Annotated in this window: 19 protein-coding genes and 2 tRNA genes; 13 read left to right on the top strand and 8 right to left on the bottom strand. The window is 70.6% G+C overall.

Translation table 11 applies throughout. From position 1 onward, the window contains the following. Window positions 1-181 precede the first annotated feature (181 nt). Window positions 182-1,411, bottom strand: a complete 1,230-nt coding sequence (locus tag ACZ4Z1_RS18345; RefSeq protein WP_468487609.1) for a GNAT family N-acetyltransferase — start codon at window positions 1,409-1,411, stop codon at window positions 182-184. Between the two features lie 127 nt (window positions 1,412-1,538). On the opposite strand from ACZ4Z1_RS18345, the gene ACZ4Z1_RS18340 reads away from it, so the two are divergent. After that, window positions 1,539-2,681 carry a SpoIIE family protein phosphatase gene (locus tag ACZ4Z1_RS18340; protein WP_468487608.1) on the top strand — a complete coding sequence of 381 codons (1,143 nt, stop codon included), beginning with the start codon at window positions 1,539-1,541 and terminating at the stop codon, window positions 2,679-2,681. A gap of 122 nt (window positions 2,682-2,803) precedes the next feature. Here the strand turns inward: ACZ4Z1_RS18340 and ACZ4Z1_RS18335 are convergent, their stop codons facing one another. After that, window positions 2,804-4,003 (bottom strand): cation:proton antiporter, encoded by a 1,200-nt coding sequence (locus ACZ4Z1_RS18335; RefSeq protein WP_468487607.1) that lies wholly within the window; start codon window positions 4,001-4,003, stop codon window positions 2,804-2,806. 371 nt (window positions 4,004-4,374) lie between these two features. Continuing rightward, complete coding sequence (locus ACZ4Z1_RS18330; protein WP_468487606.1) at window positions 4,375-5,511, bottom strand: acyltransferase family protein; 1,137 nt, start codon at window positions 5,509-5,511, stop codon at window positions 4,375-4,377. Window positions 5,512-6,118: 607 nt separating this feature from the next. Between ACZ4Z1_RS18330 and ACZ4Z1_RS18325 the strand changes: the two genes are divergently transcribed. Beyond that, a complete protein-coding gene (locus ACZ4Z1_RS18325) occupies window positions 6,119-6,313 on the top strand; it encodes a hypothetical protein (RefSeq protein WP_030020551.1) in 195 nt (64 codons plus the stop codon). 56 nt (window positions 6,314-6,369) lie between these two features. Here the strand turns inward: ACZ4Z1_RS18325 and ACZ4Z1_RS18320 are convergent, their stop codons facing one another. Beyond that, the gene (locus ACZ4Z1_RS18320) at window positions 6,370-6,747 is read right to left on the bottom strand and encodes an ArsC/Spx/MgsR family protein (protein ID WP_468487605.1); all 378 of its coding nucleotides are present in this window, start codon (window positions 6,745-6,747) and stop codon (window positions 6,370-6,372) included. A 237-nt stretch (window positions 6,748-6,984) separates the two neighbouring features. Further along, a tRNA-Gly gene (locus ACZ4Z1_RS18315) sits at window positions 6,985-7,055 on the bottom strand. A 215-nt stretch (window positions 7,056-7,270) separates the two neighbouring features. Between ACZ4Z1_RS18315 and ACZ4Z1_RS18310 the strand changes: the two genes are divergently transcribed. From ACZ4Z1_RS18310 to clpX, 5 genes are all read left to right on the top strand, one after another. Next, window positions 7,271-7,347: transfer RNA gene (locus tag ACZ4Z1_RS18310), tRNA-Pro, on the top strand. Window positions 7,348-7,646: 299 nt separating this feature from the next. Then, entirely contained in the window at window positions 7,647-9,044 is a 1,398-nt protein-coding gene (gene tig, locus ACZ4Z1_RS18305) for a trigger factor (protein WP_468487604.1), read from the top strand. Between the two features lie 320 nt (window positions 9,045-9,364). Next, entirely contained in the window at window positions 9,365-9,967 is a 603-nt protein-coding gene (locus tag ACZ4Z1_RS18300) for an ATP-dependent Clp protease proteolytic subunit (protein ID WP_030643979.1), read from the top strand. Between the two features lie 70 nt (window positions 9,968-10,037). Beyond that, window positions 10,038-10,721 (top strand): ATP-dependent Clp protease proteolytic subunit, encoded by a 684-nt coding sequence (locus tag ACZ4Z1_RS18295; RefSeq protein ID WP_468487603.1) that lies wholly within the window; start codon window positions 10,038-10,040, stop codon window positions 10,719-10,721. 318 nt (window positions 10,722-11,039) lie between these two features. Next, window positions 11,040-12,329, top strand: coding sequence for an ATP-dependent Clp protease ATP-binding subunit ClpX (gene clpX, locus ACZ4Z1_RS18290; RefSeq protein ID WP_365834968.1), 1,290 nt, complete (start codon window positions 11,040-11,042; stop codon window positions 12,327-12,329). Between the two features lie 88 nt (window positions 12,330-12,417). Here the strand turns inward: clpX and ACZ4Z1_RS18285 are convergent, their stop codons facing one another. Then, window positions 12,418-13,389: a hypothetical protein gene (locus ACZ4Z1_RS18285; RefSeq protein ID WP_468487602.1), complete on the bottom strand. Its 972-nt coding sequence runs from the start codon at window positions 13,387-13,389 to the stop codon at window positions 12,418-12,420. 42 nt (window positions 13,390-13,431) lie between these two features. Further along, complete coding sequence (locus ACZ4Z1_RS18280; protein ID WP_468487601.1) at window positions 13,432-14,331, bottom strand: hypothetical protein; 900 nt, start codon at window positions 14,329-14,331, stop codon at window positions 13,432-13,434. Window positions 14,332-14,490: 159 nt separating this feature from the next. On the opposite strand from ACZ4Z1_RS18280, the gene ACZ4Z1_RS18275 reads away from it, so the two are divergent. After that, window positions 14,491-17,130 (top strand): valine--tRNA ligase, encoded by a 2,640-nt coding sequence (locus ACZ4Z1_RS18275; RefSeq protein WP_468487600.1) that lies wholly within the window; start codon window positions 14,491-14,493, stop codon window positions 17,128-17,130. On the opposite strand, the gene ACZ4Z1_RS18270 is transcribed toward ACZ4Z1_RS18275, so the two are convergent. Next, window positions 17,096-18,298 carry a hypothetical protein gene (locus ACZ4Z1_RS18270; protein ID WP_468487625.1) on the bottom strand — a complete coding sequence of 401 codons (1,203 nt, stop codon included), beginning with the start codon at window positions 18,296-18,298 and terminating at the stop codon, window positions 17,096-17,098. The genes ACZ4Z1_RS18275 and ACZ4Z1_RS18270 overlap by 35 nt on opposite strands. Window positions 18,299-18,648: 350 nt before the next feature. Between ACZ4Z1_RS18270 and ACZ4Z1_RS18265 the strand changes: the two genes are divergently transcribed. From ACZ4Z1_RS18265 to ACZ4Z1_RS18245, 5 genes are all read left to right on the top strand, one after another. Then, the gene (locus ACZ4Z1_RS18265) at window positions 18,649-20,097 is read left to right on the top strand and encodes a peptidoglycan D,D-transpeptidase FtsI family protein (protein ID WP_468487599.1); all 1,449 of its coding nucleotides are present in this window, start codon (window positions 18,649-18,651) and stop codon (window positions 20,095-20,097) included. A gap of 113 nt (window positions 20,098-20,210) precedes the next feature. After that, entirely contained in the window at window positions 20,211-21,749 is a 1,539-nt protein-coding gene (gene folC, locus ACZ4Z1_RS18260; RefSeq protein ID WP_468487598.1) for a bifunctional tetrahydrofolate synthase/dihydrofolate synthase, read from the top strand. A gap of 2 nt (window positions 21,750-21,751) precedes the next feature. After that, window positions 21,752-22,111, top strand: a complete 360-nt coding sequence (locus ACZ4Z1_RS18255) for a DUF4233 domain-containing protein (RefSeq protein ID WP_468487597.1) — start codon at window positions 21,752-21,754, stop codon at window positions 22,109-22,111. A gap of 295 nt (window positions 22,112-22,406) precedes the next feature. Next, on the top strand, window positions 22,407-22,820 hold the full coding sequence (gene ndk / locus ACZ4Z1_RS18250; protein ID WP_468487596.1) for a nucleoside-diphosphate kinase: 414 nt from the start codon (window positions 22,407-22,409) through the stop codon (window positions 22,818-22,820). A 290-nt stretch (window positions 22,821-23,110) separates the two neighbouring features. Further along, window positions 23,111-24,130, top strand: a complete 1,020-nt coding sequence (locus ACZ4Z1_RS18245; protein WP_003985182.1) for a rod shape-determining protein — start codon at window positions 23,111-23,113, stop codon at window positions 24,128-24,130. The last annotated feature ends 73 nt before the right edge of the window (window positions 24,131-24,203 follow it).

The following is a 24,203-nucleotide window of genomic DNA, read 5'->3' as shown; positions in this document are numbered from 1 at the left end:
ATGGATCTCCGTGGAGGGCACCGAGCGGCGTTCGGTGCGTGCGCTTGGGGGTCCCCCTGCTCGAAGAGCTTGGGGGAGTGCGGTGTGAAGGGACATGTGGCGGAGCCACCTGTCCCTTCACACCGTGCGGCGAGGGCGCGTGCCGGGCGTCGCGAGGCCACGGAGATCTATCAGAAGCGCCCTAGAACCCGTGCGGCAGCCACGGCTTCCGGTACGTACCGAACGCCACCGACGCCGCCCGCAGCGCACCCGGCCGCAGTTCGCGGACCCGGCCCGCCGTGGCCAGCGCCGCCAGGGAGAAGCCGCCCAGGTAGGCGGCCCCCAGCTCGCGCACGGACAGCGCCAGGTCGGCGGCGTCCGTGGTCCGTTCGCAGGAGGCGCCCTTCTCGTCGCCGGTGAGCCGCCACCGGCCCTCGTTCCAGGGGCAGAACGGGTCCGCCACGTCGAGGACCACGTCCAGCGGCACCGCGTACGTCCGCGCCGCGAGCGCCTCGCCGATCTCCACCAGCCGTATGAACAGCGACTCGCGCACCACGATCCGGCAGCGCCGCATGTCGTCCACGAGGTGCAGCAGGGGATCGTCGGCCGGCCGGTTGCGAACCGTCACCCGGGATGTCAGATCGATGCCGAACAGATAACGCCACAGCGCCGCGTAGACGGCCGGGTCCAGCGCCTCCACGTCCCGCAGGACCACCGTCCCGTCGGGGCCGCCCCCGTCCCAGCCCGCCTTGACCGCGTAGCGCGCGTACCCGCGCACCTCGCCGTCCACCTCGGCCAGGACGCACAGCAACGGTCCGGCGCCGTCCCGGTCGGCCTCCGGGTCGAGCAGCGGCAGCCGCTCCCAGCCGGGCTGCCGCGCGAGCATCCCGGGGCGGCCGGTGACCAGTTGGTCGTAGACCTTCTCGCAGGCCGCGAGCCCGGCCTCCGGGTCGACCAGCCGCAGCCGTACGCCGTCGGCTCCGTCCGGCACGCCGACCTTCAGGCGCAGCGTGTCGAGTGTCATGCTCACCGCCTCGGACGCCGCGCCGTACCCGAACCGCCCGTAGATGGCCGGTTCGGAAGCGGTCAGCACGGCCAGCGGCTCGCGCCGTGCCCGGACGTCCGCGAGCTGGTGGCGCATCATCTCGCGCAGGACGCCGCGCCGCCGGTGCGTGGACTGCACGCTGACCAGCGTCACACCGGCCGCGGGCACGACGGCGCCGCCGGGCACCGACAGCCGGAAACCGAACGCCCCCGCCGTGCCCACGACATCGCCCGCGTCCCGGACGGTCAGGCAGCGCTCGGGCTCCCCGAGGCGGCGCCACAGGGCGCGTTCCTCCGGGGCCTCCGGGGTGCCGCCGAACGCGCGTTCCAGCTTGTCGTACCAGTCGTCCCACTCGTCCGCACGAAGCTGCCGCAACTCGGTCGTCATACGCCATGCGTAGCAGGACGCCTTCCGCCCGCGCGACCGCTTTTCGAACGGCGATTCCCGGTGATTGCGCCAGGCGGCGTGCCGTGAATCGACGCGCCGCCGAACGGGTGGATAAGGTCCCAGAACAATGGCGAGCAGCACGGGAGCGGAATCCCCGACGGCCCGGTGGCGCAAGGCGATGCACCGGGCCCGCATCCGCGTGCGCAAGGCCGGGGTCGACTACTTCCGCGGCGACGGCTCCGACTGGATCGCCCTCGCCGCCCTCCTGGCCGCCATTCCCGCCATCGCCTGCGGCACCATCTGGCGCCCCGACTGGATCGCGCCCACTGCGCTGGTCCTGCCGGTGATCGCCGGCGGGCTGCTGCTGAGACCGGCCAATCTGCTCGCCCTGTACGGCACGTCCGCCGCCGCGCTGATCGTCGAGGCGTCCCTGCTCGGCCCGTACGACCAGGGACGCGACCGGATCACACCGGGCACGGTCCTGGTGGTCGCCGCGGTCGGCCTGTCCGGGCTGCTGATCGCCCAGTTCCGCAGCCGGGTCGGCGTGCCGTGGCGGCGCGGCGGCACGATGCTCTTCGACCTGCGTGAACGTATCCGCGTCCAGAGCAAACTGCCCAAGCTGCCGGCCGGCTGGCACCGCGAGATGGCGCTGCGCCCGGCCGGCGGGCAGTCCTTCTCCGGCGACTTCGTGGTGGCCTCCCGCACGCACGGCGGCAACATCCTCGAAGTCGTACTGACCGACGTGTCCGGCAAGGGCATGGACGCGGCCTCCCGCGCCCTGCTGCTGTCCGGTGCCTTCGGCGGCCTGCTCGGCTCGCTGCCGCCGCACGGCTTCCTGCCCGCCGCCAACGGCTACCTGCTGCGCCAGGACTGGGACGAGGGCTTCGCCACCTCCATCCACCTGGTGCTGGACCTGGAGTCCGGCGACTACGAACTGCTGTCCGCCGGGCACCTGCCCGCCCTTCAGCTCAGCGCGGGCACCGGCCGCTGGGAGGAGAAGGCGGCGGAGGGCCCGCTGCTCGGGGTGTACGACGGGGCGCAGTTCGACCCGGTCAAGGGGACGCTGCGCCCCGGCGACGTCCTGATGCTCTTCACGGACGGTCTGGTCGAGGCCGCCGACCGGGACATCGCGGAGGGCATCGACCGGCTGACCGGCGAGGCCGACCGCTATGTGGCCTCCGGCTTCGCCGGTGCCGCCTGGCATCTGATCGAGGCCGTCGCCAAGGACGTCAACGACGACCGCGCACTGCTGCTGATCTGCCGCGACTGAACCGTACGGTGGACGTGACGCCCGGACCGGCACCCGGAGGACGCACGGCAGGCACACTCACCTTCGGTTACGTCACGTACATCGAGGCCACGCCGGACAAGGCCTGGTCCGGCGGACGTCCCCTACCGTCCGGCGGTCGCGGGTTCGGGCCGCCCGCCGTCCGACGGCGCGTCCGGTCCCTGCTGTCCGCCGCCCGGCAGGATCCGCGCCAGCCACTCGGACCGGCCCGCCGCCAGCGGCCCCAGGACGGCCAGGAGCAGCACGTATCCGGCGATGAACGGCGCCAGCCGCTCGTCCAGCCCGGCGCCCGCCGCCATCGTCGCCAGGATCAGCGCGAACTCGCCGCGGGCCAGCAGCGCAGTGGCGATGTTCGCGGCCGGACGCGGCCCGAATCCGTAGATCCTTGCGGCGACCAGCCCCGCGACCACGTTCATCAGCAGCGTCAGCGCCACCGCGATCAGTACCGGCCACACCACCGACGGCAGGTCGCCGGGGTCGATGGACAGGCCGAACGCGAAGAAGAAGATCGCGCCGAAGGCGTCCCGCAGCGGGTGCACCAGCTCCATGATCCGTTTGCCGGAGCTGGTGCTGCCGAGCATCAGGCCGACCATGAACGCGCCGATCGCGTCCGCGACGCCGAACCACTCCGAGACGCCCGCCACGAACACGGCGGCGCCGAGGAAGGAGATGACCAGCAGCTCGTTGTCCTTGGTGGCGATCAGCTTGCCGATCACCGCCGTGCCCCAGCGGGCGACCACCGCGAGCAGCAGCAGGAAGCCGAATGCCTTGCCCGCGTCGAGGACCGCCGAGGCCATCGAGTCGGCGCCGGAGATCACCGGCTGGAGGGCGGCCAGGTACAGCGCGAGGAAGATGTCCTCGACCACGATGATGCCGAGGATCGGCTTGGTCTCGGGGTTGCCGAGGCGACCGGTGTCCATCAGGACCTTGGTGACGATCGCCGACGAGGAGATGCCGAGCACACCGGCCAGCACCAGCGCCTCGGAGGTGCCCCAGCCGACCGCGAAACCGAAGACCAGGCCGGCGCCGACGTTCAGCGCCAGATAGGCGGCCCCGGCGACGGCCATCTTCCGGCCGCCCTCCTTGAGGTCGTCCATGTGGAATTCGAGGCCGAGGTAGAAGAGCAGCAGCACCAGACCCAGCAGGGAGAGCATCTCCAGCTCGTGCGGGTCCTCGACCAGGGAAATGCCGGGGGTGTGCGGGCCGAGCAGTATCCCGGCCAGGATGAACAGGGGGATCGTGGGGAGCCCGATACGGCTGCCCAGGCGGGCGAGGACGGCGGCGGCCAGGAAGGCCCCGCCCATCGCGAGGAGGGTTTCTGCGTGTCCGATGGCTCCTCCAGAGGTTCGGCCGGACGGTGTTCGGTCAAGGGGGAGTCAAGAAAGCGTTAATGGTTAGTTTACCAAACGACTTTTCCGGGCAGTCGTCCCTGTACGCACCACCTGCCGCACCGCCGCCTGCCCGCTCCTCCACCGACCCGCCTCCGGGACCTTCCCAGCCCTCCCGTCGAGAGCCCTGTCCCGTGTTTTCCCCGCCCGCGATTCGCCCGCAGCCCTCCTGGCCCAGGTTCACCCCCGCTCCGTACGGCCGAGCGGGCGACCGGACGTACGGGACGAGGGGCGGCGCGATGGGCCCGCGCTACAGCCACCGGGCCGGGCGGGGCCGGCGGGCGGCGTCAGCCCCGGCCCGCCGGCTCCCTCCTGAACGCCCATGCCATCCGGGGCTCCACCACGCAGCGCAGGGCCCTGCGGACCGGCGGGGTGCACAGCGCGGTCACCGCGGCCGCCGCCGTCAGGCTCACCACGGCCTCGCCGAGCGGTGAGTGCGGCCACGCGTGATCGTCGAACCAGCCCGAGGCGCGCGCCCCCTTGGTCAGGAAGCCGTGCAGCAGGTAGCCGTACAGGGTCCCGGCGCCCAGCACCGTGAACCACGTACGGCGGGCCGGCACCCAGGCGAGGAAGCAGCCGGTCAGGACCAGCGAGCAGCCGAACATCGCGAGCGTCATCACCGCCCCCGCCCACCAGGGCGCCCCCAATTCCTGTGCGCTCTCCCGGTGGTAGAACCACGCCGACGTCATCCGCGGCACCGCCCAGTAGGCCAGCACCACGGCGGACGCGAGGACGGGCAGCGTCGCGATCCGCACCGCGCGCCGCCGTAGCAGCGCGAAGTGCCCGGGCCGCAGGTTCAGCCCCAGGACGAAGAACGGCAGGAACTGGAGCAGCCGTTGCATGTCGAGGTCGTCGCCGACCTCCGGGGACACGGACGCCAGGACGGCGACGGCGAGTGCCAGGGGGACCGGCCACCGCACGATCCGCCACAGCGGCGTCGTGAGCCGCCACACGAACAGCGCGGCCAGGAACCAGGTCAGATACCAGGGGTCCAGGAGGCTGACCGGCATCTCCGGGTCGTCGTTCGCCCAGCGCGCGAAGAGCGTGTAAGCGGTCTCGAAGACGATGTACGGCACCACGACACCGGTGATCAGCCGTTGCAGCCGGTCCGTCCGCAGGTCGAAAGTGCGCGAGAAATAGCCGGAGATGATGATGAACGCCGGCATGTGGAAGGCGTACACCGTCATGTAGAGCGCTCCGGCGGCACGGCTCTGGCCGGTCAGCGGCTCCCATGAATGCCCCATGGCGACCAGGACGATCGCCAGATACTTCGCATTGTCGAAGAAAGCGTCCCGGCCGCCTCCGGCGCCGGACCGCGCGGCCTCCGTCGCGGGCCGTCCGGCGGTGCGCGGCCACCGGCCCGGAGCACCCGTGGCGGGGGCCGCCGCGTCCCGGCCGGGGGACTCGGCGGCCGGGGGAAGCACGCGTCGTGGGGTCGGTGCGGCGGGAAACATCTGACGCACCCTAGTGGCGTCCGCGGAATGCGTAAAACCTTCTCCGCCGAATGTGCAATACGGGCGTGGCGCGATGGGTAATTCCCTTACGGGCGGCGGTCGCCGGGTGTTCCGGGTGCACTTTCGCGTATTTTCCGGAGGGCCGGTGAATATCCGTCCCGGGCTGCGTCATCCGCTTATGCGAGGGCATATGCCCCGTCGTGGGCGCGGGGGTGATGTCCGCTTCGCTACCGGTATGTCGGTGCGGCAGGCGCCCGCCGGCCGTGACCGCGCCCCATGAATTCACGTGTGCACAAAAGGGTGCCGGCCGGTGCGGCGTCATCCGGCCAGGCGCTGCGTACGTTTCCGGCCGCACGGCCGAACGCGTTCCGTGGCGTCAATTCCCGGACGGCGGACCGGCGTCCGCCCGGGCCCGGCGACGCGGCTGTCCGGGAGGCCAGGCAAAGCCTTGGCCGATGATTCGCCACCCGCCTCCACTGGGCAGTGACTTGGTGGCACGATGGGTGCCGAGCGGGGGTGTGCGCGGCTGCATGCTTCCGGGGCCGGCCAGGCGTTCCGACCGAGGGTGTGATCAGTTGTGGCTCTTTCGCTGTCCGTCGTGCTGTTGTTGGGCATCATCATGATCGTGTTGATACGCGGCAAGTCGCTCAAGGCGGGACCGGCGCTCGTGGCCATCCTCTTCGGCTTCTTCCTCGCCTCCACCGGCATCGCGCCGTCCATCAACCGATTCCTGAACTCGGTGGCCGAGACGATCAACAACATCAGCTTCTAGCGCCGTCCGGGCCCGCACTCCGGCCTCCCCACGGCGCACGGGCCCCACCGGGACGATCAGCGGTCGTCGCGTCCGCTCCGCGCGACCGCCTCCCGCACGGCCTCCTCACTGCGCCCGACCAGCGCCGTGCCGTCGTCCGCCGTGATGATCGGCCGCTGGATCAGCCGCGGCCGCGTGGCCAGCGCCTCGATCCACCGTTCCCGCGCGGCGTCCGTACGCTCCCAGCCGCCGATCCCCAGCTCCTTCGCCTCGGCCTCCTGCGTGCGCGTGATGTCCCACGGCTCCAGTCCCAGTCGCTCCAGCACCTCCCGCAACTCGGCGGCGGTCGGCGGCTGTTCGAGGTAGCGGCGCACGGTGTACCGCACCCCTTCCCCGTCCAGCAGGTCGACGGCGGAACGGCACTTGGAACACGCGGGATTGAGCCAGATCTCCATGCCGTCACCTTAGTGAGGCACGCCCGGGAACGGTCGTACTCGGTCAGGACGTGACAAGAACCGCCGGCCGGGTGCGGACGGCGGTCGTAGGGAAGCGTGGAACCGTGGCGCTGCGGAACCGCGAGCCCGTGGCCGTACGGAGCCGAGTGCCCGCCGCCGTGTCCGCGACCGTACGGCTCCGGGAACGCCGAAGGCCCGGTCCGGAGGAGATTCCTCACGGCCGGGCCCCGGTCGCCGAGCGGGCGACGGGAATCGAACCCGCGTAGCCAGTTTGGAAGACTGGGGCTCTACCATTGAGCTACGCCCGCATGCGCCGCCGGTCGGGTCACCGCGGCACGCAGTGCATCCTAGCGGGTCACCCGGGCCCGCCGCACACTCCGCCCGGTCACCACCGGTCGCGGCCGGCCGTTCCGGCCCCGTGCGCCCCCGCTCGTCCGCCGTGCGCCCCCTGGTCCGGGGCCCGCGCTCGTGGATATCCGGCAGCCGTACCGTCCACGGCCATGTACCCTACGTGTCGCACCGACGGGGTGTGGCGCAGCTTGGTAGCGCGTCCGCTTTGGGAGCGGAAGGTCGTCGGTTCGAATCCGGCCACCCCGACCAGCAGGTTTCTCCACGTTCAGCACGTTCAGCCGTACGGCGTCCGGCCTCTCGCCCGGTCGGCCGTCCGGCGTCCCGGGCGCCGCGCGCCCCGGCCGCACGGCCCCTTCCCGAGGTCCGTGCCGAAGGGTCCGTAAGCGGCCTGTCAAGATCACATTGCGGGTGCCAACCCGCTTGCGGTTACTATGCAAGCTGCGTGCCCGTGTGTCTTTCTCCCGGGCGCGATCCGCAGGGCGCCCGGGTCCCGGGTGTCGGCAGATCTCAAGCAGAACCCCAGAAGTCAGCCCCAAGGAGACCGAACCGTGAAGAGCGCCGTGGAGACCCTGAACCCGACCCGGGTTCGGCTCACTGTCGAGGTGCCCTTCGAGGAGCTCAAGCCCAGCCTCGACGCGGCGTACAAGAAGATCAACCAGCAGGTCACGGTGAAGGGCTTCCGCCAGGGCAAGGTCCCGGCCCGCGTCATCGACCAGCGGTTCGGTCGCGGCGCCGTGCTGGAGGAGGCCGTCAACGACGCGCTCCCGAAGTTCTACACCGAAGCGGTCAACGAGGGTGAGCTGAACGTCCTCGGCCAGCCCGAGGTCGACATCACCGAGCTGAAGGACGGCGAGCTGCTGGCCTTCACCGCCGAGGTCGACATCCGCCCGGCCCTGGAGATCCCGGACTACTCCGGCATCGAGGTCGAGGTCGACGCCGTCGAGGTGTCGGACGAGGACATCGACAAGTCGGTCGAGCAGCTGCGTGAGCGCTTCGCCTCCACCTCCCCGGTCGAGCGCGCCGCCGAGGACGGCGACGTGCTCACCATCGACCTGGAGGCCAAGGTCGACGGCGAGGTGCTGGAGGACGGCGTCGCCCAGGGCGTCAGCTACACCGTCGGCTCCGGCGAGCTGCTCGACGGCATCGACGAGGCCGTCAAGGGCCTGAAGGCCGGCGAGTCCGGCACCTTCACCTCCGAGCTGAAGGGCGGCTCCGCCGCCGGCAAGGAGGCCGAGGTCAAGGTCGACGTCACCACCGTGGCCGCCCGTGAGCTGCCCGCGCTGGACGACGACTTCGCCCAGCTGGCGAGCGAGTTCGACACGCTGGAGGAGCTGCGCGCCGACAGCGCCAAGCGCCTCGCCCAGATGAAGAAGTACGACCAGGCCACCCAGGCCCAGGAGAAGGTCCTCGACGAGCTGCTGAAGCTGGTCGAGGTCCCGATGCCGGAGAAGCTGCTCGCGGACGAGATCGAGACCCGCAAGCACAACCTGGTCAACCACCAGCTCGCCCAGATGGGCCTGGACCTCGCGAAGTACCTGGAGATCCAGGGCAAGACCGAGGAAGAGTTCGACGCCGAGACCAAGGAGCAGGCGGAGAAGGGCATCAAGACCCAGTTCATCCTGGACGAGCTGGTCAACAAGGAGAAGCTGAACGTCAGCCAGGAGGAGCTCACCGAGCACCTCATGCGCCGTGCGCAGTCCTCCGGCATGTCCCCCGACCAGTTCGCCCAGGCGGTCGTCGAGGGCGGCCAGGTGCCGATGCTCGTCGGTGAGGTCGCCCGCGGCAAGGCCCTCGCGGTCGTCGTCGAGGCCGCCACGGTCAAGGACACCAACGGCGAGGTCGTCGACCTGGACGACGAAGACGAAACTGCCGAGACCACGGAGGCCGTCGAGGCCTCCGAGGCCGAGGGCACCGACGCCGAGAAGGCCGAGAAGACCGAGGGCTGAGCCCCGGCCGACCCGGTGGCACGGGCGGCCCCGGCCGCCCCGCAGCGCCAGCAGACGTACGGGCCCGAACACGCCACGCCCGCGTGTTCGGGCCCGTACGTCGTCAGGGCCCGTGAGCGCCCGTGAGCCTGCGCTCACAGCGAACAGTTGACAATGCGGGATGGCGCCCGCCGACCAGCGCGTTAGGGTCCGTAGATACGAGGGCAGGGGAGTCGAACGGCGCCGGCGGAGCACGCCGCGCCCTCCCCGCGCCCCAGAAGACGACGCTGAGACGGCCCTGGGCCGTCCGACAACGAGCAGGTGGACACGTGACGATCCCGATGCCTTCCGCCGCCGCTGAGCCGACCTTCGGTGGCCTCGGCGACCAGGTCTACAACCGGCTGCTCGGCGAGCGGATCATCTTCCTCGGCCAGCCGGTCGACGACGACATCGCCAACAAGATCACCGCGCAGCTGCTGCTCCTCGCCGCTGACCCGGACAAGGACATCTTCCTTTACATCAACAGCCCGGGCGGCTCGATCTCGGCCGGCATGGCGATCTACGACACCATGCAGTACATCAAGAACGACGTGGTCACCATCGCCATGGGGCTGGCCGCCTCGATGGGCCAGTTCCTGCTGAGTGCCGGCACCCCGGGCAAGCGCTTCGCGCTGCCGAACGCCGAGATCCTCATCCACCAGCCCTCCGCGGGCCTGGCGGGCTCCGCGTCGGACATCAAGATCCACGCCGAGCGGCTGCTGCACACCAAGAAGCGCATGGCCGAGCTGACCGCCCAGCACACGGGCCAGACCGTCGAGCAGATCACCCGCGACTCCGACCGGGACCGCTGGTTCGACCCGCAGGAGGCCAAGGCGTACGGCCTCATCGACGACGTCATGACCACCGCGGCGGGCGTTCCGGGCGGGGGCGGCACCGGGGCCTGAGCGCCCCGCAGACGCACCCGGCAGCCGACTCCAGCCCCTTTTGACCGCCACCAGGACGGTGAACCTCCAGATGAACAACTTCTCCGGCCGTAGCCTCTACGAGCGCCCCGACGCCCCGCAGGCAGAGTTCCAGGGCCAGCCCGCCGAGTCCCGCTACATCGTCCCGCGCTTCGTCGAGCGCACCTCGCAGGGCGTGCGCGAGTACGACCCGTACGCGAAGCTCTTCGAGGAGCGGGTGATCTTCCTCGGTGTGCAGATCGACGACGCGTCGGCCAACGACGTCATGGCGCAGCTGCTGTGCCTGGAGTCGATGGACCCGGACCGGGACATCTCGATCTACATCAACTCGCCCGGCGGCTCCTTCACGGCGCTGACCGCGATCTACGACACGATGCAGTTCGTCAAGCCCGACATCCAGACGGTCTGCATGGGCCAGGCGGCCTCCGCCGCGGCCGTGCTGCTCGCCGCCGGCACCCCCGGCAAGCGGATGGCACTGCCCAACGCCCGGGTGCTGATCCACCAGCCGTACAGCGAGACCGGCCGCGGCCAGGTCTCCGACCTGGAGATCGCCGCCAACGAGATCCTGCGGATGCGTACGCAGCTGGAGGAGATGCTGGCCAAGCACTCCACCACGCCGATCGAGAAGATCCGCGACGACATCGAGCGCGACAAGATCCTGACCGCCGAGGAGTCCCTGGCGTACGGTCTGGTCGACCAGATCGTCTCGACCCGTAAGGCGGACACCTCGGTCTGATCGCGACCCGTCGCGAAGTGAAGAGCCTGTGTCATACCCCGCTCCGCTACGAGGGCATCCCGGCGCCTGGCGATCGGCTCGGCCTCCGGAAGACTGACGGAAGAGCCGAGACGCAGCGCAGCGAAGTGCACCGGATGACGTGCGCTGATCCGACCGGGAATATGACACAGGCTCTGAGCCGGAGACACGCCCCCTTGGACCGGGTTGACCGAGTCGGTCCAAGGGGGGCCCGTACGGGGGGCCCGGCAAGGTACCGTCGATAGGCAAGCACCCGGGTCCGTGGAGCAATGCGGATCCCAGGCGAAGGGGAAGCACCTCGTGGCACGCATCGGTGACGGCGGCGACCTGCTCAAGTGCTCGTTCTGCGGGAAGAGTCAGAAGCAGGTGAAGAAGCTCATCGCGGGGCCTGGTGTGTACATCTGCGACGAGTGCATCGACCTCTGCAACGAGATCATCGAGGAGGAGCTCGCCGAGACCTCCGAGGTCCGCTGGGAGGAACTGCCCAAGCCCCGGGAGATCTACGAGTTCCTGGAGAGCTACGTCGTAGGCCAGGAGCCCGCCAAGAAGGCGCTCTCGGTCGCCGTCTACAACCACTACAAGCGGGTCCAGGCGGGTGAGAACGGTGGCGCGCGCGGCGGCGACGACGGCATCGAGCTCGGCAAGTCCAACATCCTGCTGCTCGGCCCCACCGGCTCCGGCAAGACGCTGCTCGCGCAGACGCTCGCCCGGATGCTCAACGTCCCGTTCGCCTTCGCCGACGCGACGGCGCTGACGGAGGCCGGCTATGTCGGCGAGGACGTGGAGAACATCCTCCTCAAGCTGATCCAGGCCGCGGACTTCGACATCAAGAAGGCCGAGACCGGGATCATCTACATCGACGAGATCGACAAGGTAGCCCGCAAGAGCGAGAACCCGTCGATCACCCGTGACGTCTCCGGCGAGGGCGTCCAGCAGGCCCTGCTGAAGATCCTGGAGGGCACCACCGCCTCGGTGCCGCCGCAGGGCGGCCGCAAACACCCCCACCAGGAATTCATCCAGATCGACACGACGAACGTGCTGTTCATCGTGGGCGGCGCGTTCGCCGGCCTGGAGAAGATCATCGAGGCCCGGTCCGGCGCCAAGGGCATCGGCTTCGGCGCCAACATCCGCTCCAAGCGGGAGATCGAGTCCAAGGACCAGCTCCAGGACGTGATGCCGGAGGACCTGGTGAAGTTCGGGATGATCCCGGAGTTCATCGGCCGGCTGCCCGTCCTGACCTCGGTGCACAACCTCGACCGCGAGGCGCTGCTGCAGATCCTCCTGGAGCCGCGCAACGCGCTCGTCAAGCAGTACCAGCGCCTGTTCGAACTGGACGGCGTGGAGCTGGACTTCGACCGCCCGGCGCTGGAGGCCATCGCCGACCAGGCGATCCTGCGCGGCACCGGCGCGCGCGGCCTGCGCGCCATCATGGAGGAGGTCCTCCAGTCGGTGATGTACGAGGTCCCGTCCCGCAAGGACGTGGCCCGCGTCGTCATCACCGAGGACGTCGTCCACTCCAACGTGAACCCGACCCTGGTGCCGCGCAACCGCGGCGGCGAGCCGGGCGAACACCACGAGAAGAGCGCGTAGCGCCGTCCGTTCCCCCCGCACGGACGGCCAGGGCCGCCCCGCGACACCCGTCGCGAGGCGGCCCTTGCCGCTGGTCCGCGGCCTTTGGCTAGCGCGGCGTGCGGGTCTCCCCGCGCACCACGGCCGTGGTGTCCGCGTACCGCGACAGGTTGATGTCCGAGGAGGAGCGCAGCCCGCCGTTCATGTAGAGCAGCACCGCGGCGGTCGAGCCGTCGGCCCAGCCGCACACCGGCGCGTAGCCGAACGTCGGGTGCTTCACGACCTCACAGTCGATCGTGACGTTGCCGCCGGCCGCGCCGGGCCGGAACGTCTCGCGCTGCCGGACGACCGTGGTGCCCCCGCCGGCCACACCGCTGAACATGCCGTCCACCACGCTGTCCGGGTCGGCGATGGTGCCGTAACCACCGGAGATCATCAGGCCGGTCGTCCGGCTGTCGCGGGTGCCGCGGTAGCGGGCGATCTCCTGCGTCATGCCGGGCGGCGGCGAGCCCAGCTTCAGGCCGTCGCGCTGCAGCGCCGCCTTGTCCTTCTCCAGCGTGTACGCGCCGTCGTCGACCGTCCTGGGCGTCGTCAGCCGCATCCGCCGCTGCGGGCCGTCCTCCGCGGACGGCTTCTCCCCGGATGCGCCGTCGGTGTCCGAACCGGCTGTCGGTGCGGCGGAGTTGCTGCCGCCAGCCCGGGTACGGCCGCCGTTGTCGTCGCCGGAGACGAGCATGACGGCCCCGCCGATGATGGCGCCCACGAGGACGACACCGGCGGTCACCCCGGCGATGATCTTCCCGGTGCTGCCGCTGCCGCCGCCGGGCGGCCCCGGCGGCGGGAACTGCGGGAACTGCGGGGGCTGCATCGGCTGCACCGCCTGCTGCGGGGCCTGGGGCTGCTGGGGAGGGCCGTACCCGTACGGGCCGGGCGGCGGTCCCTGAGGCGGGCCAGGGGGCGGCCCCTGCGGCGGCCCGAACCCTCCGCCCTGCTGCGGCTGCTGCCCGCTGCTCCCGTACGGCCCCTGCGGCGGCTGTCCGCTACTGCCGTACGGGCCCGGCGGCGGCTGGTCGAAGCTCATGGCGTGTCCTCCCCCTGGAGTGGTGCGGAACGGGCGCGGTGGCTACTTCTCGTGCCGCACCGCGTCGCGGATCTCGCGGGTCTTCTCGGAGAATTCCTGTGCGGAGAAGGCGGCGCCGGTGGACCTGGCGGGCGCCTCCAGCCCGTTGTTCATGACGATGCCGACCGCGCTGGAGTCGCCCCAGATGCACCACGACACCGTGGACGTCGCACTGAGGCCGCCCCGCGACGCGGTGCCCTTGACCGCCTTGCACTTCATGACCGAGCCGTCGAAGCCCTCGGGTGAGAACTCCGTCACCGGGGTGACGGTCTCCAGCTTCGTGCCCTGGGTGTCCGTCCGCTCCGACTTCTTCTCGATCTGGGCGACCATCTTGTTCACCGTGCTCTTGGGGTCGGCGACCTTGCCGTAGACACCGGTGACGAGCAGCGGCTGCCCCTTGCCGTTCGCGTAGGCGCCCTGGACGCTGGTGCCCTCGAGGATGCCCAGTGCCTTGGTCTTCGCGTCCTGGGACTCGTCCTTCGTCTCGTCCTTGCCCTTCGCCTTCTTGAACGTACCGTCGAGCAGGTCGGCCGGCATGGAGATCGTGTACGGCTTCACATCCCCGCCAGGACCGAACGCGTAGTACGCGCCCACGCCGATGCCCGCCACCGCCGCCACCGCGAGAACACTGAGCGTGATCTTCACCCCCTTGCCCTTGCCGCCGCTCTGCGGCTGCTGCCCGTAACCCGCCTGCTGGCCGTACGGCGCCTGGGGCTGCTGGGGGTAGCCGGGCTGGGGAGCCTGCTGCGGGTAGCCGTAAGGCTGCTGCGGGGGAACCTGGCCGCCCTGCTGCGGGTAGGCGTACCCGGGCTGTCCGACCGGCTGCTGCGGCGGCTGCCCGTACGGCGCGGGCTGCTGCGGCGGCTGCCCGTACGGGCCGGGAGGCGGCTGGTGGAAGCTCATGGAGCGGGTTCCCCTCGTGGCAACTGACGGCGCCCGATGACGCCCGTCACAGTTGATGTCTATGCGTCGCCAACATCCTGTACGACGCCACTGTCAGCCGGTGCTCCGGGTCCCAAACCGATTCGAGACTGCGACATCCACGCCCGTACACTGAGCGTCGTGACCGAGAACACTCAGCAGAGCCCCCGAGACGGCGGGCCGAACAGCAGCCCCACTGAACTGCCGACCCAGTACGCGCCGGCCGAGGTAGAGGGGCCGCTGTACGAGCGCTGGGTAGAGCGGGGTTACTTCGAGGCGGACGAGAAGAGCGAGAAGCCGCCGTACACGATCGTCATCCCGCCGCCGAACGTCACGGGCTCGCTGCACCTCGGGCACGCCTTCGAGCACACCCTGATCGACGCCCTCACCCGCCGGAAGCGGATGCAGGGCTACGAGACGCTGTGGCAGCCCGGTATGGACCACGCGGGCATCGCCACCCAGAACGTCGTCGAGCGCGAGCTGGCCAAGGAGGGCGTCTCGCGCCACGACCTGGGCCGGGAGGCGTTCGTCGAGCGGGTGTGGCGCTGGAAGGGCGAGTCCGGCGGGCAGATCTCCGGGCAGATGAAGCGTCTGGGTGACGGCGTCGCGTGGTCGCGTGAGCGCTTCACGATGGACGAGGGCCTGTCCAAGGCAGTCCAGACGATCTTCAAGCGGCTCTACGACGACGAGCTGATCTACCGCGCCGAGCGCATCATCAACTGGTGCCCGCGCTGCCTGACGGCCATCTCGGACATCGAGGTGGAGTACCAGGACGACGAGGGCGAGCTGGTCTCGATCATGTACGGGGACGGCGACGCGTCGATCGTCGTCGCCACCACCCGCGCCGAGACGATGCTCGGTGACACCGCCGTCGCGGTCCACCCGGACGACGAGCGCTACCGCCACCTGGTCGGCACGGAGATCGAGCTGCCGCTGACCGGCCGCCGCATCCCGGTCGTCGCCGACGAGCACGTCGACCCGGAGTTCGGTACCGGCGCGGTCAAGGTCACCCCGGCCCACGACCCCAACGACTTCGAGATCGGCCGCCGGCACGACCTGCCCAATCTCGCGGTGCTGGACGAGCGCGGCGTGATCACCGCGCACGGCCCCTTCGAGGGTCTGGACCGCTTCGAGGCCCGCTCCGCGATCGTCGCCGCGCTGCGCGCCGAGGGCCGCGTCGTCGCCGAGAAGCGCCCGTACACCCACTCGGTCGGGCACTGCTCGCGCTGCAAGACGACCATCGAGCCCCGGCTGTCCATGCAGTGGTGGGTCAGGGTCGGCCCGCTCGCGAAGGCCGCCGGTGACGCGGTCCGCGACGGCAAGGTGGACATCCACCCCAAGGAGATGGAGTCCCGCTACTTCGGCTGGGTCGACAACCTCCACGACTGGTGCATCTCGCGCCAGCTGTGGTGGGGCCACCGCATCCCGGTCTGGTACGGCCCGAACGGCGAGGTCGTCTGCGTCGGACCGGACGACGAGGTTCCGACGGGCGAGGGCTGGACGCAGGACACGGACGTCCTGGACACCTGGTTCTCGTCGGGCCTGTGGCCGTTCTCCACGCTCGGCTGGCCCGAGAAGACCCCGAGTGTCGAGAAGTTCTACCCGAACTCGGTCCTGGTCACCGGCTACGACATCCTCTTCTTCTGGGTCGCCCGGATGATGATGTTCGGCCTGTACGCGATGGACGGCACCCCGCCGTTCAAGACCATCGCCCTGCACGGCATGGTCCGCGACGAGCGCGGCAAGAAGATGTCGAAGTCCTTCGGCAACGCGGTCAACCCGCTGGACTGGATGGACAAGTACGGCTCGGACGCCGTCCGCTTCACGCTCGCCCGCGGTGCCAACCCCGGTACCGACGTGCCGATCGGCGAGGACTGGGTCCAGGGCTCGCGCAACTTCGCCAACAAGATCTGGAACGCCACCCGCTTCGCGCTGATGAACGGCGCGACGGTCGAGGGAGAGCTGCCCCCGGCCGAGCAGCTGTCGGCGACCGACCGGTGGATCCTGTCCCGGCTCAACACGGTCGTCGCCGAGGTGGACGCGTACTACGACGACTACCAGTTCGCCAAGCTGTCGGACTCCCTCTTCCACTTCGCCTGGGACGAGGTCTTCGACTGGTACGTCGAGCTGTCCAAGACCACGTTCATGGCGGGCGGCCCGGCCGCCGACGTCTCGCGCCGGGTCCTCGGCGAGGTCCTGGACGTCACGCTGCGCCTGCTGCACCCGGTCGTCCCGTTCGTCACGGAGACCCTGTGGACGGCGCTGACCGGCCGTGAGTCCCTGGTGATCGCCGAGTGGCCCGCCGACAGCGGCTTCCGCGACGCGGCCGCCGAGCGGGAGATCGAGACGGTCCAGCAGGTCGTCACCGAGGTCCGCCGCTTCCGGTCGGACCAGGGGCTCCAGCCCGGCCAGAAGGTCCCGGCCCGGCTGGAGCTGGCGGGCACCCAGCTCGCCGCGCACGAGGCCGCGATGCGCTCGCTGCTGCGCCTCCAGCCCGCGGGCGAGGACTTCACCGCCACCGCGTCGCTGCCGGTCGCGGGTGCCACGGTGGCGCTGGATCTGTCGGGCGCCATCGACGTCGAGGCCGAGCGCAAGCGGCTGTCGAAGGACCTGGCCGCGGCCGAGAAGGAGAAGGCCCAGGCCAACGCGAAGCTGGGCAACGAGGCGTTCCTGGGCAAGGCTCCGGAACACGTCGTCGCCAAGATCCGTACGCGGCTGGAGACGGCCGAGGCCGACATCGTGCGCATCAGCGCGCAGCTGGCGGCCCTGCCCAAGGCGTGACGCCGGGCGCCGGGGCGGTCCCCGGCGCGTAGCTCTCCGCAGGCCCCTCGTCCTTACGGGCGGGGGGCCTGCGCCGTCCGGAGCCGCGCCGGTCGCCGCGTTCCCGTACCGGCCAGAGCAGGACGTACGCCGTCGACACCGCGACGAAGGCCAGGCGGATCAGGCCGCGCGCCGAGTCGTCGGGCACCACGAAGACGCTGCCGTACAGGATCAGCAGCGCCAGCCAGCTCCACCAGGGCACGAGCCGCCGCTGGCCGATGACGTCCCACAGCAGCGTGCCGAGCAGGACGGACGCGGTGTAGTACGTGTAGACGCTGGGGTCCAGGACGATCCGGGCGTTGGCGCCGAGCAGGACGACGGCGGCCCAGCGCCCCCGCCACACCGCCAGGCAGCCCAGCAGCAGGCCCAGCGCGAACTGCGCGGGCCGGTCCCAGCCGGGCGTCTCCGGATCGGCCACGCCCAGCCAGCGCAGTGCGGACGCCGGGTGGTTGGGGATGGCGAACTTGGCCGCCGAGAACGAATGGATGTCACCGATGAAGAACGGCAGCCAGGCGACCGCGACCAGGCCCGCCATCCACAGCCCCGCGCGCAGCCACTTCTCCTTCGGGAGCGCGAGCAGCAGCGGTACGAAGGCCAGCGCGGTCGGCTTGGAGTCCATCGCGAGGGCCAGGAAGACACCGGTCAGCGCGGCGTTGCCGCGGGTCACCGACCGTACGGCCAGCGCCGTGAAGAACAGCGCGAGGACGTCGTCCAGGTGCCCGAAGCGGACCGAGACCTCGATCCACATGGGGATGAAGGCCAGGCCGGCTATGAGGACGCGCTGCCGCAGCCGCTGGTGGTTGGTGCCGGTGCCCAGGAAGTGCCAGGCGGCGCTGCGGCCGGCCAGTACCACGATCACCAGGCCGAGCAGCGACATCAGGGCCGCGGCCAGGAACTGGCCGGTGTGCTCGGGGAACGGGTTGAACAGGCCGGCCACCAGGAAGCTGACCGGGCCCATCTGGAGTTCGGGGTGGTGGGCGTAGAGGTTGAGGCCGCCGGTGCCGTCGCCGGACGAGCCCTGGTAGATCAGCTCGCCGCCGGTGCGCAGATAGTGCCAGGAGAACCCCCCGTTCGGCTCGACCACGACGAACCACAGCACGGTCCACGCGGTGAGCAGCACCAAGTGCATCCGCTGACTGATTGCCGGCACCCGCACGCTCTTCAGCTCCTGCCCTGCCCGGGGGAGCCCGGCGGCCGCACGCCGCCGCCCCCGGGGCCCGTCTCTGCCGGAGTTCTCCGGATCTTCGTGTCGGTCAAGGCTCACAGAGCCCGCCGGGGAAGATGCGGGCAGGGGGGTGGTGCGTTGCCCCGGGGTGGCCGTCAGAGGCGTGCGTCACGGTGGGGCGGTGGCCGCCGCGTTCTCATCCGCCTCTCATCGAGACGGGGGAGCATGGGGCCCGCAAACGGGACTTTCCGGCGAAACGTACAGCTACGTAGTCGGCCGCACGCACCGTCCAGCGACGAGGAGCCGCGCCACCCATGAACAAACCCCTGCGCCGCGTCTCGGTCTTCTGCATCCTGCTGATCCTCGCGCTGCTGGCGTGGGTCACCTGGCTGCAGGGGGCCAAGGCGTCCACGTTCTCGGACGATCCGCACAATCCGCGCGTTTCCATAGCCAAGTACGCGAATCCGCTGGGCAACATCCTCGTCGACGGGCAGCCGGTGACCGGGTCCACCGCCACCGACGGCACCCTCAAGAACAAGCGGACGTACAAGAACGGCCCGCTCTACGCCCCCGTCACCGGCTTCACCTCGCAGATCTTCGGCAGCAACCAGCTGGAGAGCCTGTACGGCGACCTCCTCGACGGCTCCGACAGCCGCCTGCAGAACCCGGGCGACGCGCTGACCCGCCAGCGGCCCAAGGGCGGCGACGTGGCCACCACCATCGACTCCAAGGTGCAGAAGGCCGGTTACGAGGCGCTCGGCGGCAAGACCGGCGCCGCGGTCGCCCTCGACCCGGCCACCGGCAAGGTCCTCGGCATGGTCAGCACGCCCTCGTACGACCCGGGCGAGTTCTCCGGCTCCGGCAGCGGCGACCAGAAGGCGTGGAAGGACCTGTCCGCGGACGAGAAGCACCCCGAGGTCAACCGGGCGCTGCGGCAGCCGCTGCCGCCCGGCTCCACCTTCAAGCTGGTCGTCGCGGCCGCCGCGCTGGAGAACGGCCTGTACTCCTCCGTGGACGAGGCCACCGACAGCCCCGACCCGTACACCCTGCCGGGCACCCGCACCCAGCTGAAGAACGAGAGCGCCTCCGCCCCCTGCAAGAACGCCACCATCCGCACCGCGCTCCAGTACTCCTGCAACACCGTCTTCGCGAAGCTGGCCGCCGACCTGGGCCAGGACAAGGTGCGCGCGCAGGCCGAGAAGTTCGGCTTCAACGACGGCAAGCTGGACACTCCGGTACGGGCCGGCAAGAGCCTGTACCCGCAGGGCATGGACAAGGCGCAGACCGCGCTGTCCGGCATCGGCCAGTTCGACGACACCGCGACGCCGCTCCAGATGGCCATGGTCTCCTCGGCCATCGCCAACGGAGGGGAGCTCCAGAGGCCGCAGATGGTCGACAAGCTCACCGACAGCGGCGGCAACACGCTCCAGCGGTACGAGCCGGAGAAGTACGGCAAGGCGATGTCGCAGCGCACCGCCGAGCAGCTCCAGTCGTCGATGGAGACCGTCGTGAACGAGGGCACCGGCTCCAAGGCCAAGATCGACGGTCTGACGGTCGGCGGCAAGACCGGCACCGCCCAGCACGGCGTGGACAACGAGGGCACCCCGTACGCCTGGTTCGTCTCCTACGCCAAGGACGGCAAGGGTCACCAGGTGGCCGTCGCCGTCATGGTCGAGGACAGTGATGCGGCCCGCAGCGAGATCTCGGGCGGCGGCCTGGCGGGCCCGGTGGCCAAGGCGATGATGAAGGCGGCGCTGTCGTAGTGCCGGGAGCTGCCGGGGGCGGGCGTCCCGTCGTGGCCGGGGCCGCGGGCCGTCCCGCCCCCGGCCTCGGGCCGCCACCCACCGGTGTCGGTGGTGGCTCGTAGACTGGAGCCGTGAGCGACGACCGCCCCCGAAACGACGACCCCGACCCGATTCCCGGCCCGGACGGCCAGGCCGACCCCTTCGAGGAGATGGTGGAGGCCGAGACAGGCCGGGACCCCGACCTCGCCGTGATCGAGGCCGGCAGCCGTACCCTGCGCGCGCAGGCCGGCCCGCCTCAGGGGGACGGCATTCCCGCCCGCCCCGAGGACCCCGAGGTGGACCGCGCGCTGCGCGAGGTGGAGGCCGAGCTGGCCGGCCGCTGGGGGGAGACGAAGCTGGATCCCTCGGTGCAGCGCATCGAGGCGCTGATGGACGTGCTGGGCTCGCCGCAGCGCGCGTATCCGTCCATCCACATCACCGGCACCAACGGCAAGACCAGCACCGCCCGCATGATCGAGGCGCTGCTGTCCGGCTTCGAGCTGCGTACCGGCCGGTACACCAGCCCGCACGTGCAGTCGGTGACCGAGCGGATCAGCCTGGACGGCGCCCCGATCTCGGCGGAGCGTTTCATCGAGACGTACCGGGACATCGCGCCGTACGTGGAGATGGTCGACGAGCGCGAGCAGTACCGCCTGTCCTTCTTCGAGGTGCTCACCGCCATGGCGTACGCGGCCTTCGCGGACGCCCCGGTGGACGTCGCGGTCGTCGAGGTCGGCATGGGCGGCACCTGGGACGCGACCAACGTGATCGACGGGGACGTCGCCGTCGTCACGCCCATCTCGCTGGACCACACCGACCGCCTGGGCGAGACACCCGAGCAGATCGCCGGCGAGAAGTCCGGGATCATCAAGAAGGACGCGACCGTCGTCCTGGCGCAGCAGCCGGTGGACGCGGCGTCCGTGATGCTCAAGCACGCGGTCGAGGTGGACGCCACGGTCGCCCGCGAGGGCATGGAGTTCGGCGTGCTCAGCCGCGAGGTGGCGGTCGGCGGCCAGCTGTTGACGCTGCGCGGTCTGGGCGGCGAGTACCCGGACATCTTCCTGCCGCTGTACGGCGCCCACCAGGCGCACAACGCCGCGGTGGCGCTCGCCGCCGTCGAGGCGTTCTTCGGCATCGGCTCCGAGCACGCCCGCACGCTCGACATCGACACCATCCGCTCCGCATTCGCCGCGGTGGCCTCGCCGGGCCGCCTGGAGGTCGTCCGCAACAGCCCGACCGTCATCCTGGACGCGGCGCACAACCCGGCGGGCGCGCGGGCCGCTGCCGAGGCCGTCAGCGAGGCGTTCGGTTTCAGCCGACTCGTCGGGGTGGTCGGCGCCAGCGAGGGCAAGGACGTACGAGGCGTCCTGGAGGCCTTCGAGCCGATCTTCGCGGAGATCGTGGTGACCCGTAACTCCAGCCACCGCGCCATGGACGCGGACGAGCTGGCGGGCGTCGCCGTGGAGATCTTCGGCTCCGAGCGGGTGCAGGTCGAGCCGCGGCTCGACGACGCGCTGGAGGCGGCGATCACCCTCGCGGAGGAGGAGGGCGAGTACTCCGGCGCGGGCGTGCTGGTCACCGGCTCCGTGATCACGGTCGGCGAGGCCCGGCTGCTCCTGGGGAGGAACTGAGCATGCGCACGCTGTGTGCGAGCACGCTGATCGGCGAGTTCTTCGTGATCGGTTTCGCCGGTCTGGTCGCGATGCAGACCTCCGGCCACTCCACGGCCACGGTCTGGACGGTCAGCGGCGTCGCGATGCTGCTGTGCGTTTTGCTGTGCGGCGTGCTCACCCGCCCCGGCGGCGTGCAGCTGGGCTGGGTCCTGCAGGCCGCGCTGATCGCCAGCGGCTTCGTGGTGACCACGATGTTCTTCCTCGGGGCGGTCTTCGCCGCGCTGTGGTGGGCGTCGGTGCACTTCGGCCGCAAGATCGACGAGGCGAAGGCCCGCTGGGCGGCCCAGGCGGAGGAGGGGCCGCAGCCGGGTACGGCGTAGTCACGGCTGCACGGTTTCCGGTCCGGTTCCGGACAGGCGTCGTACGAAAGTACGAATGTGCGGCGCGTGCCCCGGGGCCGGACTCCGTGCTTCCGGGGGCGTCCGCGCGGCAGCCCGGACCGGCGGCCCGCCCCGGGCTCCGCCCCGACCGCATCGGACACCCGTGCGAAACCTGTGGCCGCGCCACCCGTTCGGCCCCCTGACCGGCCCCGGTACCGCGTACAGCCCAACGCCGTCACCCATGTAGCCTCAGGGCACCTGCCGTCTGTCGCACGTCACACAAGGAGCCCCTCCCGTGAGCCAGCGCACGCTCGTCCTCCTCAAGCCCGACGCGGTCCGCCGCGGCCTGGTCGGTGAGATTCTCGGCCGTATCGAGCGCAAGGCGGGCTGGACGATCAGCGCGCTGGAACTGCGCACCCTGGACCGCGCGATTCTGGAGCAGCACTACGCCGAGCACGTCGGCCGGGACTTCTACGAGCCGTTGGTGCAGTTCATGTCGTCGGGCCCGGTGGTCAGCCTGGTCGTCGAGGGCGAGCGGGTCATCGAGGGCGTACGGACGCTGGCCGGCCCCACCGACCCGATCAAGGCGCCCGCCGGTTCGATCCGCGGCGACTTCGGGACCATCACCCGGGAGAACCTCGTCCACGCCTCGGACTCGCCGGAGTCGGCGGAGCGTGAAATCAAGATTTTCTTCCCGGGTCTTTCCTGACCTCCGGCCCCCGGGACCCCCGGTGACCTGGGGCGACCGGCCGACCGCCGGTCGCCCCGCGGTTTTCCGCGCTCCGAACGGGGGAACGCTTCGGCGCGACACGACGTCCCCATTGAGGGGGGCGGGTCCGTGTTCCGCCGACAATGGCGAAGGAACCCCGCACCGCGTTCGAGCGGTGGGGACTTCGTGACTACGATGGAGCTTCCGCGCCCCGGCGCACCACACCTGCCGACCTCAAGTAAGCATTCGCTCCAGTTGGGAAGGCCAGACGTATCCTCATGGGGAACAACATGTCGTTCATCGGCCGTGACATGGCTGTCGACCTCGGGACCGCCAACACGCTGGTGTACGTCAGGGGTCGCGGGATCGTCCTCAACGAGCCGTCGGTCGTGGCCATCAACACCAACACCGGCGGCATCCTGGCCGTCGGGGCCGAGGCGAAGAAGATGATCGGCCGCACCCCCGGCAACATCGTCGCGGTGCGTCCCCTGAAGGACGGCGTGATCGCCGACTTCGAGATCACCGAGCGGATGCTCCGCTACTTCATCCTCAAGATCCACAAGCGCCGTTACCTGGCCCGCCCGCGCGTGGTCGTCTGTGTCCCCTCCGGCATCACCGGAGTCGAGCGCCGCGCGGTCATCGAGGCGTCCACCCAGGCCGGCGCCCGCCAGGTGCACATCATCGAGGAGCCGATGGCCGCCGCGATCGGCTCCGGCCTGCCGGTCCACGAGGCCACCGGCAACATGGTCGTGGACATCGGCGGCGGCACGACCGAGGTCGCGGTGATCTCGCTCGGCGGCATCGTCACGGCCCAGTCGATCCGGGTGGCCGGCGACGAGCTGGACAACGCGATCATCCAGCACATCAAGAAGGAGTACAGCCTCCTGCTGGGCGAGCGCACCGCCGAGAGCATCAAGATCACCATCGGTTCGGCGTACGACCTGGAGCAGGACGAGCACACCGAGATCCGCGGCCGGGACCTGGTCTCCGGCCTGCCCAAGACCGTGGTCATCTCGGCGGCCGAGGTCCGCAAGGCCATCGAGGAACCGGTCAACTCCATCGTCGACGCGGTCAAGACGACGCTCGACAAGTGCCCGCCGGAGCTGTCCGGTGACGTCATGGACCGCGGCATCGTGCTCACCGGAGGCGGCGCCCTGCTCCGCGGCCTCGACGAGCGTCTGCGCCGCGAGACCGGCATGCCGATCCACATCGCCGAGGACCCGCTGGACTCCGTCGCACTCGGCAGCGGCAAGTGCGTCGAGGAGTTCGAGGCGCTCCAGCAGGTCCTGGACTCCCAGCCGCGCCGCTGAGGAACCCGACATTCCGTCGTACGGGCGGCTGATCGTCCGTACGGCGGATCGTTGATATACAGGCACCACGCCC

This window comes from Streptomyces sp. NPDC030165 (genome assembly GCF_055573595.1).
The sequence above is the reverse complement of the archived record's forward strand: the minus strand, read 5'-3'. Positions and strand labels throughout refer to the sequence as shown.